This is a genomic window from Acinetobacter sp. AM (genome assembly GCF_003105055.1).
GTDB classification, from domain to species: domain Bacteria; phylum Pseudomonadota; class Gammaproteobacteria; order Pseudomonadales; family Moraxellaceae; genus Acinetobacter; species Acinetobacter tibetensis.
In genome coordinates, this window is the sequence record NZ_QETG01000004.1 from 12,545 (window position 1) to 28,909 (window position 16,365).

Consider the following 16,365-nt stretch of genomic DNA (forward strand, 5'->3'; position numbering starts at 1 on the left):
AATAAAAATAGATTGGATCGTTATGTTCGCGGATGCCGTTGTTAATCAAAACCAGTATTTCACAGAAGTTTTGACCGAATCGTCGAGCCTAGCGATTTCACATTACTGTTTTTGAAAATCAGCCTGTGAAAAAGTCGCAGCACCCCTCGACGAGTTGCATATTGTACTTGGAAATTGTTTTAGTTCCAATCAGTAATTGGTTATTATTTGACTGATAAATGAGTACTTAGATAACTTAGTGATGAATAAAGAAATAAATTATAAAATAAAAAATTGGAGTGATATTTCGGCTGACTAGGTTAATGGCAGTGTAATCATTGGTAACGGTGCTGGTATAGCGCTTCATTCGAAATTTGTTTTTAAATCTTTAAAAGAAAAAGCTGAAAAATTACACTTTTCAATGAAGACATTTTAATGCTTTTCCAAGAATTTGATATCATCGACTTTGAGTTAATTCTTCGTTTAGTTGGGCATGCAAAATTGATTAATGAAAAATTGCGAATTGAAGAGAGTACGATCAATAAAGCCTATGAAAATATAAAAATGCATTGATTCAAGTTGTATGAGAAATACATTGTTCTAGAGATATCATTGCAGGTCAGTTCCCCCAACTTTATGAATTTACAAAATGTTTGAGCACCATTTTCTATGAAGTTTTGCTAGATTGAATAACGCAAAAAACTAATTTGGTGATTTACAGTTGGAGTGTGGGGGCAGGAAAAACATCTTATTGATTAAATATTCAAAGGAAAATCATTGGGTAAAGTAGCTATTTATACTTTTGATAAGAAACAAGAATAATGTCATCGCATTTCTATGCTTATCAACGATATAAACTCAGAAACAGAAATTAAAATTTTTTGATAGTCAAAGCTCAGGTTGTTGGAATAATCCTTGAGTTTAAATCTGTAAGCATTATCATCCGCCTCATATCATCTTGAGAGTGAACCTATGGCTTTAGAGATTCCTGATTCTTTACTGAATCTAGAAGCGAATTGTGGTGTATTTGCCGTTTGGATGTTGCTGCAACATCATGGTGTGCATGTCGACATGAATGAATTGATTAAGTTATGCCGACATGATCGTCAAGATGGTACCTTTACGATTGCACTAGCCGTTGCTTTAAAAAAGATCGGATTTAAGGTCACTTTCTCTACAGACCCCGACCCCAACATAGATAGAACTGAAAGACAAAGTTATGCCGAGGCGAAAGCTTTACGCATCCCAATTGAGCCTGCGTTGAGCTATACCGAAATTCAAGCCGCGATTCAAAATGGAAAAATGGTCATTGTGTACTATGACACTTTAGATGAAGTGGGCAACCAGTCCTTGGTGTATTCAATAGATGATCAGGAAATTTGTTTCTTTGATAATTTTGAACCAATGCCCGCATTAGTGTTTGAACAACAACGTCAAGTAGAAGGTATTTGCCGACAGGTTCTTATTATTGATGATCGTGAGGCGAAACTTCAATCAACTCTGTTGAACTAATTGCATCGAACTTTGGCTTTATTTATTTCATTAAGATGCCGAATAAATAAAGCCATATTGTTGAGTCGATTTGCAGATCAAGATTGAAGGGTAATATTGATCTGATTTTAAATTATCGGTTTACTAATAAAGTACTGAAGAACTAAAAAAACAGAAGAAGGAAGAATCAGATGAAATGGAGCTATGGTTTAGGGCTGTTGTGTATATGTGGTTTGGTGAATGCCAATGACAGTACAGGTTTTGTGGCAACAGGCGGTGTGCAATATCTGAAAAATCCTAAAATCTCCATGCAAAGTGAAGATTTGTTTGTGAGTAAAAAGCAGATCCGTGTGGATTATCAATTTAAGAATCTGACCAATCAAGACCTTCAAGAAACAGTGTTATTTCCTTTACCGCGTGTGGGAAGTTCGCGTGAAAGCGATTTTGCGAATACTGAACATTTGCTGCAAAGCTTTAAAGTACAAGCCAATGGCAAGAGTATTCAACCCCAACAGCATGTGCGGGCTTTTTTACCAACGTTGACCAAACAAGGTGAAATTAATTGGGAAGGTGATCCTGTTGATGTGACCGCTGCTTTAAAAAAATGTGGATTTACTGAACATGATTTGATGTATCCGTGGAGTATGCAGCAAGATATAAATTACAGTGGTCGGATGTTTGCCTGTAAAGAGCCTCAAGTGCAGCAGTTGTTAAAACCGTATCAAGCGGGCGATGAAATCTATTGGGAAGCGCAGGTTATTTATAGTTGGCAGCAAAATTTTAAAGCCAATAGTACTACGCGTATTCAGCATCAATATGCACCATTGGTGGGCGGTTCAGTGTCACTTTATCCAGAAGAAGATGAAAAAACCTACTGTATGGATAAGCACTTTAAAGCGGGACTCGCCAAAGCCAAGGCACAGCACGCGCCATATCAAGCATTGAGCTATATTTTAACGACAGGGGCTAACTGGGCTAAACCCATTGCAGATTTTAAACTGACCGTTGAGCGAGATGCAGGAGAGTTAGTTTCATTCTGTTGGGAGGGCAAAGTTGAAAAAATAAGCCCAATACGTTTTGAAATGCGGAAAAAGAATTTTCTACCAAAACGCGATTTAGACCTTATTTTTGTCCATATCCGTCAGTAAATTGATTGAATAAAAACAGAAACCCATTTTGGACGGGGTTTCTGCTGATTTTTTATTGTTCGCGTTTAGTTGGATTGTTGTGCTTTGCTGTTCCATTCATCTGCTTTGGCTTCATCAATTTCAACACCTAGACCATGTGCATAGATACAAGCTAAATCGCGCATGGCTTGTACGTCACCTAGTTCTGCGGCTTGTTGTACCAAGGCTACAGATTTGGCAACATCTTTTTCGACCACATCACCACGACGGTAAAAACCTGCAAGTTCTAAAATAGAAGCCGCATGTTTGACGCTACTGGCTTGCTTAAGCCAATGGTAGGCTTGTTCAAAATAATATTTGGCTTCTTTAGGATCTTCTTCTAAAAGGTCCTTTGCATAAACGGTATAACCTTCACCAAGCCAGTACATGGCTTCGACATTGCCATTTCCAGCAGCTTTCAGTGCCCATTCTTCAGCAAGTTCAATGTGTTGTTCATCTTCACTTTCCATGTATAAAGTGGCAACTTCGAACTGTGCTGCTGCATTTCCGGCAATTGCACGATTAATCAGTTCTGCTGAAATAGAAGGAAGCTGAGACATAGAAATTCCAAAGGCAGTCAATTAAAAAAGCCAATCTGATGATTGGCTCAGTGATTATAGCCTAAAAGCCTTGGCGAAGTGCAGCATTAAAACCAAGCGATCAAAGCACTGACTAAACTGAGTGCAGAAAGTAGATAGCCACCTAATTGCCAAAGCAAAACGATAAAACACCATGCAATGATATTTGAGTAGATTGGAATTAGATTGTGGATTTGATTTTGAGGATGGAGGCTAAACAGAGAAATCCATATTTTTATTGATGATGAATTAAAGCAAAATGGTCGAAGGTTTAGTCAAATTTTCTGGGGGTGAAACCAATATACATGTTTGAAGTGATCGTGCTTGCTTGTATTTTAAGAAGTAATCATTCAACAATACGCATATTTATGTAGATTTGAAAAAAAGGGTACTTATGCTGAAATTAATTTATTACGTTCCAGAGAGTCACCTAGAGTCGACTAAACAAGCAATTTTTTCAGCAGGGGCTGGGGGAATTGGCAATTATGAACACTGTGCTTGGCAGGTTTTGGGGACAGGGCAGTTTAAGCCTATGCAAGGTGCAAATCCATTTATTGGTGAGTTGGACAGTTTAGAACAAGTACCTGAATGGCGTGTAGAAACCATTGTGCCAGAAGCCCATGCCAAAGCTGTGGCTCACGCGCTTAAAATCAGCCATCCTTATGAAGAGCCTGCTTTTGAGTTTATTCAAATACTGGATATTTAATATTAAAGAAAGCTTAGTAGTGTCTTTATTGTTGATGTTGTAATTTCGGGTTTGACCCATTTCGTCTTGCACTGCGATTGAAATATATTTCAATCTTGTTCAGGTTCGACCTACTTTTCTTTCGGGAAAAGTAAGCAAAACCATTGTCATCAGCAAAACTCGGCAGAAATGATTATTTGATGTAGTGGATCGCAGAAACTATACGAAACATATTGATCTTGCCTCGAACAGTTGCTGATGACGTGAATGTGTATCCAACTTTTGTGATGAATTCAATTGAGTTTAAAATTAAACCTTCTGAATAAATAACTCACGATTAAAACGATATTGTGGGAAAAACACGCCGTCTTTCGCACGTTCGCCTGCTGCAATGACCATGACAGGATATTGCTGCTCATTCAGTTTTAAGATTTTTCGAACCATTGGCTCATCAAAACCTTCCATCATGCAGCTATCGAAACCATAGGCACGCAAAGCCAAAACCAGATTTTCACACGCCAGCGCTGTGGTTTTGCTTGCCCATAATTTGGCATCAGCCGCATTAAAAGCCGTGACGGGCAATTGCTTATCAAAGGTACGTACCAACTTGAACGCGACTTTTTTAACATTGCCTAAGGCATTGAAGTAACCAGTTTTATAGTTATATGGAATCACTCGATAATATTTTTGCACCGCGGGAGGTGTTTCAGGAAATGGAAATTCGCTGATGTTGCGTTTTGCCATATCATCCAAACGGTCTGTACGCGCAATACAGACAATCAGTTCGGCAGCAGTTTTGGCCGCCAATTGATTTAAGCAGGCTTTAATTAGTTGTTTTTTCTTGCTGGGGCTTTGTACCACATAAAAAGTCCACGGTTGTAAATTGGATGAGTTGGGCGCGAGCAGTGCTAAATCCAAACAAGCATCTAAAACTTCGTTAGGAATGGCACGGTCTGTAAATTTTCGCACTGAACGACGGCTTTCAATCACTTTACGGAAATTAGCAACATCAATATCTTGTGGTGCAGGTTCGTAATAACGTGGTTTGCCTGAGTCATCTGCAATGAAATTTGTATGATTGGTATCTGTCATAGGATTTATAAATTTTGAAAGTTGTTGTTTTAGAATATATCGGGTGCTGTTTAACAGGTGTTGTATTTGGGTGAGCTAAAATAAAGGGGCATAAGGCCCCTTTTGAGGTTCAATTAGTTAAATTGAGCAAAATCAGGTTTACGTTTTTGCATAAATGCAGCAACCGCTTCAGCCATTTCTGGTGAAGAAACACGCTGCATGAAAATCTCAGCCTCATGGTCAATACAGTCCACGATGCTGTCTAGGTTATGCTTCATGAGCGCTTTGGTTTGACGTAAAGATGCCAATGGTAATGCCGCTAAAATTTGCGCTTGTTTGAGTGCTGCTGCATAAACATCTTCTTCGATGCTGTTGACTAGACCTGCTGCAACTGCTTTTTCACTGTTAAATTTTTGGGCAGTAAACAACAATTCAGCCGCTTTGTGGTAACCCGCTTGTTGAATCAGTAATTGGCTAGCTGCACCTTCTGGTGAAAGCCCAAGGCTGACAAATGGGATTTGGAATAATGCAGTTTGGTCGCTATACACAAGGTCAGCATGCAGCAAAATAGTCACGCCAATGCCAATGGCCACACCACGCACCGCAGCAATTAATGGCTTAGAAAAACGCGCCGCTGCTTTTAACACCACAAAAGGGGGCGCATCGCCAGATTTGCCTTGTAGTGGGGATTGAATGAATTGCATAAAGTCTTGCATGTCATTTCCCGCAGTGAAATCTGCATCTTCACCCCGTAAAATCACTACGCGTACATCTTTAGATTGATCCGCTTCATTTAGGGCTTGAGCAATCCATAAATACAATTCACCATACAATGCATTTTTTGCTTTTGGGCGGTTAATGGCTAACGTCAAAATACCGTTGTCTAAATTTGCATTTAAATGTTCATGTGGTTGTTGAATACAACTGAGCGTCATCGTACTATCCTTGCTTTAAAATTTAGTTAAATTTTATGAGCCATTATGTCGTATCTTAAACAATAACGCTGCTACTGATGAGTTCATAAAAAAGTTCATTCTCTATGAAACATACATTTGATTATCTGGTATTTATTGGTCGTTTTCAGCCGTTTCACTTGGCACATATGCGAACCATCCAAATTGCGCTGGAACTGAGTGACCATGTTATTTTGGCATTGGGTTCAGCACAGATGGAACGAAATATTAAGAACCCATTTACCGCTCAAGAACGTGAACAGATGATTTTGTCGAATTTCTCTGCGGAAGATGCTGCGCGTATTCATTTTGTACATGTTGTCGATGTTTATAATGATAAAAAATGGGTGAATTTGGTCAAAAGCTTAGTTGCAGTGGTGGTAAAACCTGAACATAAAGTGGGGTTGATTGGACATTTTAAAGATGAATCTTCTTATTATTTAGAACTTTTTCCAGAATGGGAAATGGTTGAAATTGACAGTTTAGAAGGCGCGATGTCTGCGACCCCTATGCGTGAAGCTTATTATCGTGGGGAGATTTGGGAAGATACTTTTCCGCAAGGCACGGTTGCCTTTTTACAAAACTTCAAGCAAAGCGTGCTTTATCAACAATTACAACACAAATACCAGACCCAAGATAAAACCAATCTTGAGTAAACTATATCTTCATCACCTCGTATGAGGGAATGGATATGCGATACCATGTTGGAGCTTACGGGGCTTCACGTCCACCTCGGGTTTCTGGGTATATTTATGCATTTGCCATGATTATATCTATTCAAACTGCATTGGCTAGCCCATGGCATTTAACTGAGGATTCTGAAGTTGGTTTTCATATAGATACATTTGGCATGACTTTTGTGAAAGGTCAGTTTGAAAAAGTCCAATCCAGCCTACAGTTTAATTTGCAACAACCTGAACAAGCCACAGCCGAGGTGATACTCGATATCACCAGTATCGACTTAAATAAACCCTCATTCAAACAGATGGTTTTGGGCCCAGACCTATTTTATGTAGAAAAATATAAAACAGCGACATTTACCAGCACTCAATTTAAAGCGCTTGGAGATCATCGTTATCAGATTCTCGGCAATTTGACCTTAAGAGGTGTGACCCATCCAATTTCTTTTAATGCCAGATTAGTTCCGAATTCGAATAATCCTGATGTATTAGATGTTGAGGCGTATACCATAATTCGCCGTAGCGATTTTGGTATGAAAAAAGCCCTAGGTGGAATTGGTGAAAAAGTAAATATTCAAGTCATCGGACAATGGAAAAAGGTTGACTAAACCCGATGTGTTCAGTTCATGTGTAGCGTGTCTGATTAAAAAGAAGTATTCATTTGCTGATTCATATAGCTTGGCGCTTTGTCGATCATATCTCGTGTGAGTTGTGCCAATGGCGGTGATTGTTGCTTCCAGTGGTGCCAATATAATTGAATATTGATATGTGAATCGGGTAATAGTTCAAGCCATTCTCCCGTATGTAAGCGCTGTCCAATTTGATAATCTGGCACCATTCCAAATCCTAAACCAAATTCTATCGCTTCTACAAAAGCCGTTGAAGAAGGAATAAAGTGGTGTGGATAGCTCTCAATATTTAAGCCAAATTTTTCCAGAATAATATCGGTATGCAGATGGTCTTTATCATTATAAATCACCGCTGGCGCCATTCTTAAGCTTTGACGGTTTAAACCTTGTGCAAACCAGCGTCGGCTGAATTCTGGGGTTGCCACCATTCGATAATTCATACAGCCTAAGCGCGTTGCAACACAACCTTTCATTGGTTGCTGTTCCGTTGTAATACAAGCACTGACTAATCCTGCTTCAAGTAAATGATGGGTTTGCGTTTGATCATCTACTTTTAAATGCACCACAATTTTTTCACGTAACAAGGTTTCACGTATTGCTCGCAGTAACCAAGTCGCAAGGGAATCATCATTAGTGGCAATATTGAGTTGATAGAATGGCGATTCAGGTGTTTGTCCTGTTAAGTCCTGTAACAGATTCTGTTCTAATCGTCGGGTGTGCTGCAAATAGTGTAATAAAGACAATCCCGCTTGGGTAACACGGCAAGGACGCTCACGCACAATTAATAGATGCCCTAAAGATTTTTCTATACTTTGCACGCGCATGGTGACGGCAGATGCCGTAATACATAAACGTTCTGCCGCCAAATCAAAACTACCTGTTTCTGCAACAGCTAAAAACGCATCGCATTGTTTACTGTTCAACATGATGGGGTTTTAGTCCAAGCAATAAGTCATGGTTATAATCTAAGATAAATTGAGTTAAATTGATATTTCTTTAGTTTTATTTAGTTAAATAAAAAATGATTGATAATGCGATGGAGCAAAAAATAGAGTTGAAAAAGTCATGTTACAAACGTATTTACAGGGGATCGCGATTGGTTTTAGTCTAATCGTGGCGATTGGGGCACAGAATGCTTTTGTTTTAAAGCAGGGTTTAAAACAGCAGTCGGTATTTTGGGTTTGCTTTGTTTGTGCGCTGTCCGATTCGATTTTAATTCTATTAGGAATCACAGGTTTTTCAGTGGTACTTCAGCATTACCCTGAAATATTGGGCATGGCGAAATGGGCAGGGGCATTATTTTTATTTTGGTATGGCTTGCAACATTTACGTGCGGCTTTCAAATCCAATCAGGCTTTGCATGCAGCAGAGCAAAACGGAACAAAATTGGGTCAAATCTTGATGGTGTGTTTGGCATTAACTTGGCTTAATCCACACGTTTATTTGGATACTGTGGTCCTGATTGGCTCTATCTCAACCCAATTTGAGCAGAGCAAACTCTATTTTGCGCTGGGTACTATGACCGCATCATGGTTATTCTTTTTCAGTTTGGGTTATGGGGCACGATTATTAACGCCAATTTTTGAAAATCCTAAAGCATGGAAAGTTTTAGATGGTTTAATTGCCTTGATGATGTGGGGTATCGCACTGTCTTTAATTGTGGGGGTTTAAGGGGTAAAGCCGCTGACCTTGCAATGTTCAGAGTGACAGCGGCTTTGGGTCTTAGGCTTGTAATGCTTTTAGATCTGCAAGAACTTGTTCTGCATGTCCCGCAGCTTTGACTTTACGATATTCTTTAACGAGCTTGCCTTGATGGAAAATAAAGGTTGAGCGTTCAATGCCCATGACTTGTTTGCCATACATATTCTTTTCTTTAATCACATCGAAGTGTTTGCACAGTACTTCTTCTTTGTCACTGATTAAATTAATCGTTAAAGCCTGCTTTTCAGTAAAGTTCTGATGGGCTTTAACTGAATCACGTGAAATCCCAAAAATACTGGTATTAAGTGCATCAAACTGGTCTTTTAAACATGAAAAACCAACGGCTTGTGTGGTACAGCCTGGCGTTGAATCTTTTGGGTAGAAATAAACAATTAACCATTCAGTAGGTACTTCAGTTAAATTGATTTCGCCAGTAGTGGTGGGGAAAGCTTGATTTGGAAGTTGAATTGTATCCGTCATGGTTTATCCTTCAATCTGGTGTTGTTCTAGTTCAAGGGGTAAAAAGGCGTAATTTTCGTGATAGAGAATATCACCTTTCATAATGTTGAGCGCATATTTAAAAATAGGGCCATCAATCACTGTCGTGTGGAATTCACCCGCTTCACCACAAGGGTCAATACCTCTTTCCATAAGCTGCTGAATATATTCAAGCGTGAGGATTTGCCCTAAATCTTCAACTTTCATGCCTAGGTTAAGGTTCACGGTAACAATCATGCTGTGAAATCCCAGTGAAATAAATTCCTGCACAATGTCTAAACGAGGACGTTGCCAAAGTGGCATACATAAACTGAGCTGACTTTTATCGCAAACAGATTGATTCCATTCAGCGTGTGCCATTAAATCAATATCACCTGTGACCAAGGTTTCCGCACCGAGGGCTTGAGCTTTTTGCAGCAGTTGAATGAAATGACTTTCATAATCTTGCCAAGTTGCAGAAGCTGTAAAGATGGGTAATCCAATGGCATTGGCTTGAGCATGAATAATGTCGAGCGACATACCATGTGAGCGTGACTTTAAGCCTTGTTCTTCAAGCATAACAATTAGTGCAACAGGCTGACCCATTTGCATGGCTTGGTAGAGAGCAAGAGTGCTATCTTTCCCACCGCTATAAGAAGCGACAAATTTTTGACCTTGAGCGTTTGTATTCCATTCAATGCACATAGTTTCAAGTTCTATCAATTTTGTGACATAGAAAAAGCCTGCATAAAGCAGGCTTCATTCACGTTGAGCGAATTATTTTTTCGCTTGTGCGTTTTTCATTGCTGCTTCAGTTAATGACTTTAATTTTGTCGTTAACTGAGGACCAAAGCAGGCTTGTAAATCTTTATTCTGCTTTTGAACAAAAGCCAATGTGCTTGGGCTTTTCTTTTGGTTAATTGCGCTTTGAATTTCCCATTTTTGAGCATTGGTTAATTTACCATCTGCTTCAACTGCACAAGTACAGTATTTGCTTACTTCAGCGCTCGATAATTTATTACCTTTGGCTGTTTCTTCTTTACAAACATTAATTAATGCAGCTTTTACATTGGTGCTTTTATATGCTTCTTGTAGTTTGTTTGACTCAGCAGCATGTGAAGCTGTTGCGAACAATGCCGCTGCTGAAACCAATGTAGAAAGAATAATGTTTGATTTTAAATTTTTCATAAACTGTACCCTGTAATTACGGTATGTAACGTGTTGGGTCTGCTACGCCTGCATCTTCAAAGCCTTGTTTGCGTAAGCGGCAGCTGTCGCATTTACCACAAGCACGTCCTTGGTCATCTGCTTGGTAGCAAGACACCGTTTGACTATAGTCTACGCCATGTTCTATACCTAAGCGAATGATATTTGCTTTGGATAAATGTAACAGAGGTGTTTCAAATTTAAGAGGTTTTCCTTCCACGCCAACTTTAGTTGCCAAGCGTGCCATGTTGGCAAAAGCGTCAATAAATTCAGGACGACAGTCTGGATAACCTGAATAATCAACGGCATTGATGCCAATCACAATGGCCTCTGCACCAAAAACTTCCGCTGCTGCTAAAGCATAAGATAAGAAAATAGTGTTACGTGCTGGAACATAAGTTACAGGAATACCTTCTTGCAACTGTTCAGGTACATCAATGCTGTGATCTGTTAAAGCAGAACCACCTAAGTTACCTAAATCAATATTAATGACACGATGTTCTACACCAGCACGTTGAGTTAATGCACGAGCAGCATCAAGTTCAGTGGTCGAGCGTTGACCATACATAAAACTGATTGCAATACATTCATAACGTGCTTGCGCCCAAGCCAAACAAGTTGTTGAGTCTAAGCCGCCAGATAACAAAACTATGGCACGAGGGCGCATATTAAAATCTCCAAATAGATGTATTTAAGAACAGAACTAAATTAACGACCAGTTTCATCATTCCAAAGCAATTTGTGTAATTGCAATTGGAAGCGAACAGGGAGATGGTCTTCTAAAATCCATTGCGCTAAGTCTCGCGCAAGTTGTGGTAAGCGTACCGCACCTTTTTCTACAGCAAAAGCAGGGGAGAACCAAACGGTACTGACTTTATCTTGTAGTTGGTATTGTGCAACCTGTAGTTTTGACCACTCATAATCTTCACGGTTGCAAATCACGAATTTAATTTGGTCGTGTGGCGTCAAGTAATCAAGATTGCTGATTAAATTACGCTGTTCTTCACCGGAAGTTGGGGTTTTAAGATCTAAAACTTTAGAAACACGCGGGTCAACTTTAGAAACGTCTAAGGCACCACTGGTTTCTAAAGACACTTCACAGCCAAGGTCAGCTAGACGTTGCATTAACGGTAAAGCATTGGGCTGTGCCAGAGGTTCACCACCTGTCACGCAGACATAGGGGGTTTTAAAATCGAGTGTGGTTTGAATAATGTGTTCGAGCGATAGACGCTCTCCACCTTCAAAGGAGTAGGTAGTATCACAATAGGTACAGCGTAGTGGGCAACCCGTTAGGCGAATAAATACCGTAGGGAGTCCTGCTGCATTTGCTTCACCTTGTAATGAATAGAAAATCTCCGTGATGCGTAAGCCCGCAGCCGGATCAGAAACAGGAATAGCCGAAGATCTGAGAGTATTCATAGTACAAAATAACCACAAGATAGAAAAATAAAAATCTCTACGATCATGTCTGACCGTAGAGACCGAAAAGCATTTTGAAAAATTAGTCTTCGCGTAATAATTCGTTCAAGCTCGTTTTAGAACGTGTTTGCGCATCAACTTTTTTCACGATAATTGCAGCATATAAGCTGTAAGTACCGCATTTAGAAGGAAGGCTACCCGCAACAACGACAGAACCCGCAGGTACGCGGCCGTAGTGGATTTCACCAGTTGCACGGTCATAAATCTTGGTTGATTGACCAATGAATACGCCCATTGAAATGACAGAGCCTTCTTCAACAATCACGCCTTCCACGATTTCAGAACGTGCACCGATGAAGCAGTTGTCTTCGATAATGGTTGGGTTTGCTTGTAATGGCTCGAGTACGCCACCGATACCTACGCCACCAGATAAGTGAACGTTTTTACCGATTTGTGCACATGAACCTACAGTTGCCCATGTATCAACCATTGTGCCTTCATCTACATAAGCACCAATGTTGACGTATGATGGCATCAATACCACATTTTTCGCTTGGAAGCTGCCTTTACGAGCAACTGCTGGAGGAACGACACGTACGCCAGCAGCTTTGAACTGTTCTTCAGTCCAACCAGAGAATTTAGTATCAACTTTGTCATAAAAACGAAGATCACATGATTCAATTGGTTTGTTGTCGTTTAATTTGAACGATAGCAATACTGCTTTTTTAAGCCATTGGTGAACAACCCACTCACCGTCGATTTTTTCAGCAACGCGTAATGAGCCATTATCTAAACCTGCAATCGCTTGTTCTACAGCGTCACGGATTTCAGCAGAACAGTCTGCTGCTGTGAAATTGGCACGGTCTTCAAAGGCTTGTTCGATAATTGTCGAAAGCTGAGACATGATCTTCCATCCAAAAAAATTTTGAAGATTTTACACTATATTTGCTCCAAAATAGATGAAAAATCGTCTTAGCATCGGAATTTATAATTAAGGTAGTTAAGTAAAAACCTATGTTAAATTGTATAAGTTTATAAACTGATAGGTATTTGCAAACTATATTTTATAAAATGTGTATCAAAAGTTAACAAAAACCAAGCAAATCGTTCATAAAAAATACTGATGTTCTGGTCTATGATGAGTTCATCAAAACAACTTCACGATTAAAAGTTTAATCTTCTGAGGAGACCGGTAATGAAAAAACTAAGTTTAATTGCGATTGCAACCACAATGACCGTTTTTGCAGGTACTGCAATGGCAGAAGAACCAGTCATTAATGATGGTCGCGTTTCTAATCAATTAATGCCAACTTCTGTCCGTGCTGAAGCGGGAACAACAGGGTATGGTGGTGCCGTCACTTGGACCGCAAACCCATATGTTGGTGTAACCCTTGGTTATAATGGTGGTGATGTTTCTACTACTGATGATATTTCAGTTGATGGCACCAAATACGATCTAGACATGAAAAATAATACGACTTATTTGAATGCAGAGATTCGTCCTTGGGGAACAAGTGAAGGTAAGTTTGCTAAAGCTGTCTATGTTGCTGCAGGTGCCGCATACATTGACAATGACTATGATTTAACTAAACGTTCTCAAGATGGTACGATTAAAATTAACGGAACCAATTATTCTTATAACGGTTCAGTAAATGGTCAGATGTCCTATAAAAATACCATTGCTCCTTATGTTGGCGTAGGCTTCTCTCCTAAAGTGACCGATCGTGTTGGTGTGTTTGGTGAAGTCGGTGCTTATTACACAGGGAACCCAACTGTAGAGTTGGATAAGCAAGGCACTTTTGTGAACGCAGCAGGCGGCAATGCTGAGCAAGATTTACGTGCTGAAGAAAACAAAATCCGTAATGACGATAAATATGCGTGGATGCCAGTGGCGAAACTGGGTGTAAGCTATCACTTCTAAGTAACATCTTACGTATGAAAAAACGGGCGTTAAGCCCGTTTTTTTATGCCAAAAGTGTACGGATTAAAAGTGATGACCGATTTTGGCACCAAAGACCCAAGCATCATTTTGATTGACTGAATATAAGGTGGCGAGTTTGGTATTTACCTCAGTGTTTTGTAGCGTTTTGGCTTTATTGAAGTGCAAATATTGTGTGCCTAAAGCAAAAAAAGATTGGGGTTGCCAGTAGTAAAGTCCACCAAGTCCTAAACTGTAGTAACCATCGACAGGGCTTAAGGTAGAAGCGGTATTGCCACTACCTACATCCCAGCCCAAATCAAAGGTTGAAACCCAACGCTGATTATATTGATGTGCGATTCCAACCTTTCCAGACCACTGATCTTCTTGATATTGAATCATTTTGAATGAGGCAATTTCAGGGGCATATTGTGCAGCACTGTCAATAATGGCGGCAAACTGTGTGGGCTGAATGATGTAGTCACTCCAATTGACCCAGCGCAGTGAAGCATAAAGCAGATTTTTCTGCGAAATCCCTGTTTGAAAATCAAAATTAACCGAAGTGGGTGTTTCTATCTTGGTTTTATTTTCAGTCGTTAAGTGAATAGGTTGGTTCTGAATCGATTCACTTACATGCACTTGATGTTTAATTGCAGAGCGATAAGTGAGACTACTGCGTAATGCGTATTCTGGAATTTGATAATTTAGACCTGCAAGCCAACCTAGCGCATGATCTTTTTTGAATTCGGCACGATAGCCATTTAAAAAGTAGAAACTTTGCCCAAAAACCTGTAAGTCGCCTTTAAAGCTTTGTACACCTAGGCCTGCATAAATTTGCCAAGTAGGGTTGAGTTGATAACCGAATAAGGTGGTGATGTTCTGACTGTCAAAATGAATTTCTGTAGATTCTATTTCAATAGGTCCAATAGCAGTATTTGGGCGGTAGTGGTATTGAATACCCACACCAAAAGGTTGATCGAAGATAAGACCGAATGAAACTTTTGGATAAGGCTGAAATTTTAAAGCAGCCTGTACAAAATTACGATCTTCTACAAAGTTTCCTGTAGAAAAGTCAGTGACCCCGATTTCAGCCAATTCAGCTTGATTTTGGACTTGACCTGAAATATCTGCATTTAAGCGAGCTAGTGTTATTTCCGTATAATTAGCTTGCTCAAAGAAAGGCCCAATCGATTGACCAGACAATTCCATGCCACCTGCCTGCAATGTGGGGGGAATAAAAATAACCATCGAGGTAAAGGTTCGGATCACCCACATATTGAAATACTCTAAATTATTATAAATAGATGTTTTGTTTTGTGTGCGAGCGATTGTTATTGTGTGGAATTCTACAGAGTGAAGCAAGAGGTTTATACGATTCAGATTTTCATTGAATAGTAAATTTTAGTGTTGCAGCGTCCTATGAAAGACAAGGAGGCAATTCATAAAATTGCCTCCAATATCAATATTTATTCTTCAGGATATGCGACTCTTTTTAAAGCTTTGATATCCGTTTCGGGCGAGCAAAGTGAAATAAACTCATAACCATAACCACGCAATAAATGCCCTTTGCGTACTGCAAGCCATGTGGTGTTTACACCAAAAATATCAGTTTGAATTTGCTTTAAGCGATAGTCACGTTCGGCATCATAAGCCAAATTATTGACAATCCCAACGCCCATACCGAGTTCAACATAGGTTTTAATGACATCGGCATCCAGTGCGGACATGACGATATCGACATCAATATGCGCTTCTTCAAATGCTTTATCAATTTTAGAACGACCCGTGAAACCACCGTGGTAAGTGATTAATGGGTAATGTGCTAAATCTGCCAATTCAATCGTTTCTTTTTGCGCCAATGCATGTTGTTGTGGAGTAATAATACAGTGTTGCCAGTTATAAAATGGCACGCTGGCTAAATTATCTTCAGTGGTCAAGGATTCTGTCGCAATACCGATATCCGCTTCGCCTTGTAACAACATTTCCGTAATTTCAACAGGGCTGGCTTGTTGCAGAATAAGATGAACTTTAGGAAATTCTTTTTTAAATAAGTTTACAATTGGCGGCAGGACATAACGCGCTTGGGTATGCGTGGTTGCAATGGTCAAAGTCCCTTCATCTACTTTATTAAAATCGTCGGCTAAACGTTTAATATTGTCAGCATCGACCAACATCCGTTCCACAATGCCGAGTAAGGCTTGGCCTGGTTCAGTTAAACCCAATAGGCGTTTACCCTTACGAATGAATAATTGAACCCCTAATTCATCTTCTAAATCTTTAATATGTTTACTTACCCCAGATTGAGAGGTATATAAGGCCGCAGATGCTTCGGTCAAGTTGAAGTTCTGTCGCACTGTTTCTCGAATAATTCTGAGTTGTTGGAAATTCATTTCTCTATACCTTAAAGCGGGT

Annotated in this window: 20 protein-coding genes; 8 read left to right on the forward strand and 12 right to left on the reverse strand. The window is 39.7% G+C overall.

All coding sequences use genetic code 11. The features are described 5' to 3' along the window. Positions 1–387: 387 nt before the first annotated feature. From DCO44_RS16790 to DCO44_RS03180, 3 genes are all read left to right on the forward strand, one after another. Positions 388–552 carry a DUF4917 family protein gene (locus DCO44_RS16790; protein ID WP_416224514.1) on the forward strand — a complete coding sequence of 55 codons (165 nt, stop codon included), beginning with the start codon at positions 388–390 and terminating at the stop codon, positions 550–552. Positions 553–951: 399 nt separating this feature from the next. Next, positions 952–1,491: a cysteine peptidase family C39 domain-containing protein gene (locus tag DCO44_RS03175; protein WP_116759166.1), complete on the forward strand. Its 540-nt coding sequence runs from the start codon at positions 952–954 to the stop codon at positions 1,489–1,491. A 170-nt stretch (positions 1,492–1,661) separates the two neighbouring features. Then, positions 1,662–2,618, forward strand: coding sequence for a DUF4424 family protein (locus tag DCO44_RS03180; protein WP_116759167.1), 957 nt, complete (start codon positions 1,662–1,664; stop codon positions 2,616–2,618). Positions 2,619–2,683: 65 nt separating this feature from the next. Here DCO44_RS03180 and DCO44_RS03185 read toward each other — a convergent pair whose 3' ends face one another. Next, a complete protein-coding gene (locus DCO44_RS03185; protein WP_116759168.1) occupies positions 2,684–3,196 on the reverse strand; it encodes a tetratricopeptide repeat protein in 513 nt (170 codons plus the stop codon). A gap of 412 nt (positions 3,197–3,608) precedes the next feature. Here DCO44_RS03185 and DCO44_RS03190 point away from each other — a divergent pair, with 412 nt between their 5' ends. Next, entirely contained in the window at positions 3,609–3,920 is a 312-nt protein-coding gene (locus tag DCO44_RS03190) for an NGG1p interacting factor NIF3 (protein ID WP_116759169.1), read from the forward strand. 288 nt (positions 3,921–4,208) lie between these two features. Here the strand turns inward: DCO44_RS03190 and DCO44_RS03195 are convergent, their stop codons facing one another. Beyond that, positions 4,209–4,991, reverse strand: a complete 783-nt coding sequence (locus tag DCO44_RS03195) for a nitroreductase family protein (protein WP_116759170.1) — start codon at positions 4,989–4,991, stop codon at positions 4,209–4,211. 113 nt (positions 4,992–5,104) lie between these two features. Continuing rightward, positions 5,105–5,905, reverse strand: coding sequence for an enoyl-CoA hydratase-related protein (locus tag DCO44_RS03200; protein WP_116759171.1), 801 nt, complete (start codon positions 5,903–5,905; stop codon positions 5,105–5,107). A 104-nt stretch (positions 5,906–6,009) separates the two neighbouring features. Here DCO44_RS03200 and DCO44_RS03205 point away from each other — a divergent pair, with 104 nt between their 5' ends. Then, positions 6,010–6,579: a nicotinate-nicotinamide nucleotide adenylyltransferase gene (locus DCO44_RS03205; RefSeq protein WP_116759172.1), complete on the forward strand. Its 570-nt coding sequence runs from the start codon at positions 6,010–6,012 to the stop codon at positions 6,577–6,579. A 29-nt stretch (positions 6,580–6,608) separates the two neighbouring features. Next, a complete protein-coding gene (locus tag DCO44_RS03210; RefSeq protein ID WP_416224513.1) occupies positions 6,609–7,211 on the forward strand; it encodes a YceI family protein in 603 nt (200 codons plus the stop codon). Positions 7,212–7,246: 35 nt separating this feature from the next. Here DCO44_RS03210 and DCO44_RS03215 read toward each other — a convergent pair whose 3' ends face one another. Further along, entirely contained in the window at positions 7,247–8,158 is a 912-nt protein-coding gene (locus DCO44_RS03215) for a LysR family transcriptional regulator ArgP (RefSeq protein WP_116759174.1), read from the reverse strand. Positions 8,159–8,297: 139 nt separating this feature from the next. Between DCO44_RS03215 and DCO44_RS03220 the strand changes: the two genes are divergently transcribed. Next, positions 8,298–8,903 (forward strand): LysE/ArgO family amino acid transporter, encoded by a 606-nt coding sequence (locus tag DCO44_RS03220; protein ID WP_116759175.1) that lies wholly within the window; start codon positions 8,298–8,300, stop codon positions 8,901–8,903. Positions 8,904–8,954: 51 nt separating this feature from the next. Here the strand turns inward: DCO44_RS03220 and DCO44_RS03225 are convergent, their stop codons facing one another. The 6 genes from DCO44_RS03225 to dapD all read right to left on the reverse strand — a co-directional run bounded on the left by DCO44_RS03225 (position 8,955) and on the right by dapD (position 12,939). Further along, positions 8,955–9,413, reverse strand: coding sequence for a peroxiredoxin (locus tag DCO44_RS03225; RefSeq protein ID WP_116759176.1), 459 nt, complete (start codon positions 9,411–9,413; stop codon positions 8,955–8,957). Positions 9,414–9,416: 3 nt separating this feature from the next. Next, positions 9,417–10,115, reverse strand: a complete 699-nt coding sequence (locus DCO44_RS03230) for a diphthine--ammonia ligase (RefSeq protein ID WP_116759177.1) — start codon at positions 10,113–10,115, stop codon at positions 9,417–9,419. A gap of 72 nt (positions 10,116–10,187) precedes the next feature. Then, positions 10,188–10,598 (reverse strand): hypothetical protein, encoded by a 411-nt coding sequence (locus DCO44_RS03235; RefSeq protein ID WP_116759178.1) that lies wholly within the window; start codon positions 10,596–10,598, stop codon positions 10,188–10,190. A gap of 16 nt (positions 10,599–10,614) precedes the next feature. Continuing rightward, a complete protein-coding gene (gene queC / locus DCO44_RS03240; RefSeq protein ID WP_116759179.1) occupies positions 10,615–11,283 on the reverse strand; it encodes a 7-cyano-7-deazaguanine synthase QueC in 669 nt (222 codons plus the stop codon). Between the two features lie 41 nt (positions 11,284–11,324). Beyond that, entirely contained in the window at positions 11,325–12,035 is a 711-nt protein-coding gene (queE, locus tag DCO44_RS03245) for a 7-carboxy-7-deazaguanine synthase QueE (protein ID WP_116759180.1), read from the reverse strand. Positions 12,036–12,117: 82 nt separating this feature from the next. Beyond that, on the reverse strand, positions 12,118–12,939 hold the full coding sequence (dapD, locus tag DCO44_RS03250; protein WP_116759181.1) for a 2,3,4,5-tetrahydropyridine-2,6-dicarboxylate N-succinyltransferase: 822 nt from the start codon (positions 12,937–12,939) through the stop codon (positions 12,118–12,120). A gap of 291 nt (positions 12,940–13,230) precedes the next feature. Between dapD and carO the strand changes: the two genes are divergently transcribed. Further along, entirely contained in the window at positions 13,231–13,956 is a 726-nt protein-coding gene (gene carO, locus DCO44_RS03255; RefSeq protein ID WP_116759182.1) for an ornithine uptake porin CarO, read from the forward strand. 63 nt (positions 13,957–14,019) lie between these two features. Here carO and DCO44_RS03260 read toward each other — a convergent pair whose 3' ends face one another. Then, positions 14,020–15,228, reverse strand: a complete 1,209-nt coding sequence (locus DCO44_RS03260) for an OmpP1/FadL family transporter (RefSeq protein WP_116759183.1) — start codon at positions 15,226–15,228, stop codon at positions 14,020–14,022. Positions 15,229–15,419: 191 nt separating this feature from the next. Next, positions 15,420–16,343 carry a CysB family HTH-type transcriptional regulator gene (locus tag DCO44_RS03265; RefSeq protein ID WP_116759184.1) on the reverse strand — a complete coding sequence of 308 codons (924 nt, stop codon included), beginning with the start codon at positions 16,341–16,343 and terminating at the stop codon, positions 15,420–15,422. Positions 16,344–16,365: the final 22 nt, after the last annotated feature.

What these genes read in the sequence shown, in the direction of transcription:
- DCO44_RS03225 (WP_116759176.1), bottom strand. Translation starts at nt 9,413, where the DNA reads ATGACGGATACAATTCAACTTCCAAATCAAGCTTTCCCCACCACTACT.
- DCO44_RS03175 (WP_116759166.1), top strand. Translation starts at nt 952, where the DNA reads ATGGCTTTAGAGATTCCTGATTCTTTACTGAATCTAGAAGCGAATTGT.
- DCO44_RS03220 (WP_116759175.1), top strand. Translation starts at nt 8,298, where the DNA reads ATGTTACAAACGTATTTACAGGGGATCGCGATTGGTTTTAGTCTAATC.
- DCO44_RS03200 (WP_116759171.1), bottom strand. Translation starts at nt 5,905, where the DNA reads ATGACGCTCAGTTGTATTCAACAACCACATGAACATTTAAATGCAAAT.
- DCO44_RS03210 (WP_416224513.1), top strand. Translation starts at nt 6,609, where the DNA reads ATGGATATGCGATACCATGTTGGAGCTTACGGGGCTTCACGTCCACCT.
- DCO44_RS03215 (WP_116759174.1), bottom strand. Translation starts at nt 8,158, where the DNA reads ATGTTGAACAGTAAACAATGCGATGCGTTTTTAGCTGTTGCAGAAACA.
- DCO44_RS03230 (WP_116759177.1), bottom strand. Translation starts at nt 10,115, where the DNA reads ATGTGCATTGAATGGAATACAAACGCTCAAGGTCAAAAATTTGTCGCT.
- queC (WP_116759179.1), bottom strand. Translation starts at nt 11,283, where the DNA reads ATGCGCCCTCGTGCCATAGTTTTGTTATCTGGCGGCTTAGACTCAACA.
- queE (WP_116759180.1), bottom strand. Translation starts at nt 12,035, where the DNA reads ATGAATACTCTCAGATCTTCGGCTATTCCTGTTTCTGATCCGGCTGCG.
- DCO44_RS03195 (WP_116759170.1), bottom strand. Translation starts at nt 4,991, where the DNA reads ATGACAGATACCAATCATACAAATTTCATTGCAGATGACTCAGGCAAA.
- DCO44_RS03185 (WP_116759168.1), bottom strand. Translation starts at nt 3,196, where the DNA reads ATGTCTCAGCTTCCTTCTATTTCAGCAGAACTGATTAATCGTGCAATT.
- DCO44_RS03260 (WP_116759183.1), bottom strand. Translation starts at nt 15,228, where the DNA reads ATGTGGGTGATCCGAACCTTTACCTCGATGGTTATTTTTATTCCCCCC.
- DCO44_RS03205 (WP_116759172.1), top strand. Translation starts at nt 6,010, where the DNA reads ATGAAACATACATTTGATTATCTGGTATTTATTGGTCGTTTTCAGCCG.
- DCO44_RS03180 (WP_116759167.1), top strand. Translation starts at nt 1,662, where the DNA reads ATGAAATGGAGCTATGGTTTAGGGCTGTTGTGTATATGTGGTTTGGTG.
- carO (WP_116759182.1), top strand. Translation starts at nt 13,231, where the DNA reads ATGAAAAAACTAAGTTTAATTGCGATTGCAACCACAATGACCGTTTTT.
- DCO44_RS03235 (WP_116759178.1), bottom strand. Translation starts at nt 10,598, where the DNA reads ATGAAAAATTTAAAATCAAACATTATTCTTTCTACATTGGTTTCAGCA.
- DCO44_RS03190 (WP_116759169.1), top strand. Translation starts at nt 3,609, where the DNA reads ATGCTGAAATTAATTTATTACGTTCCAGAGAGTCACCTAGAGTCGACT.
- DCO44_RS03265 (WP_116759184.1), bottom strand. Translation starts at nt 16,343, where the DNA reads ATGAATTTCCAACAACTCAGAATTATTCGAGAAACAGTGCGACAGAAC.
- dapD (WP_116759181.1), bottom strand. Translation starts at nt 12,939, where the DNA reads ATGTCTCAGCTTTCGACAATTATCGAACAAGCCTTTGAAGACCGTGCC.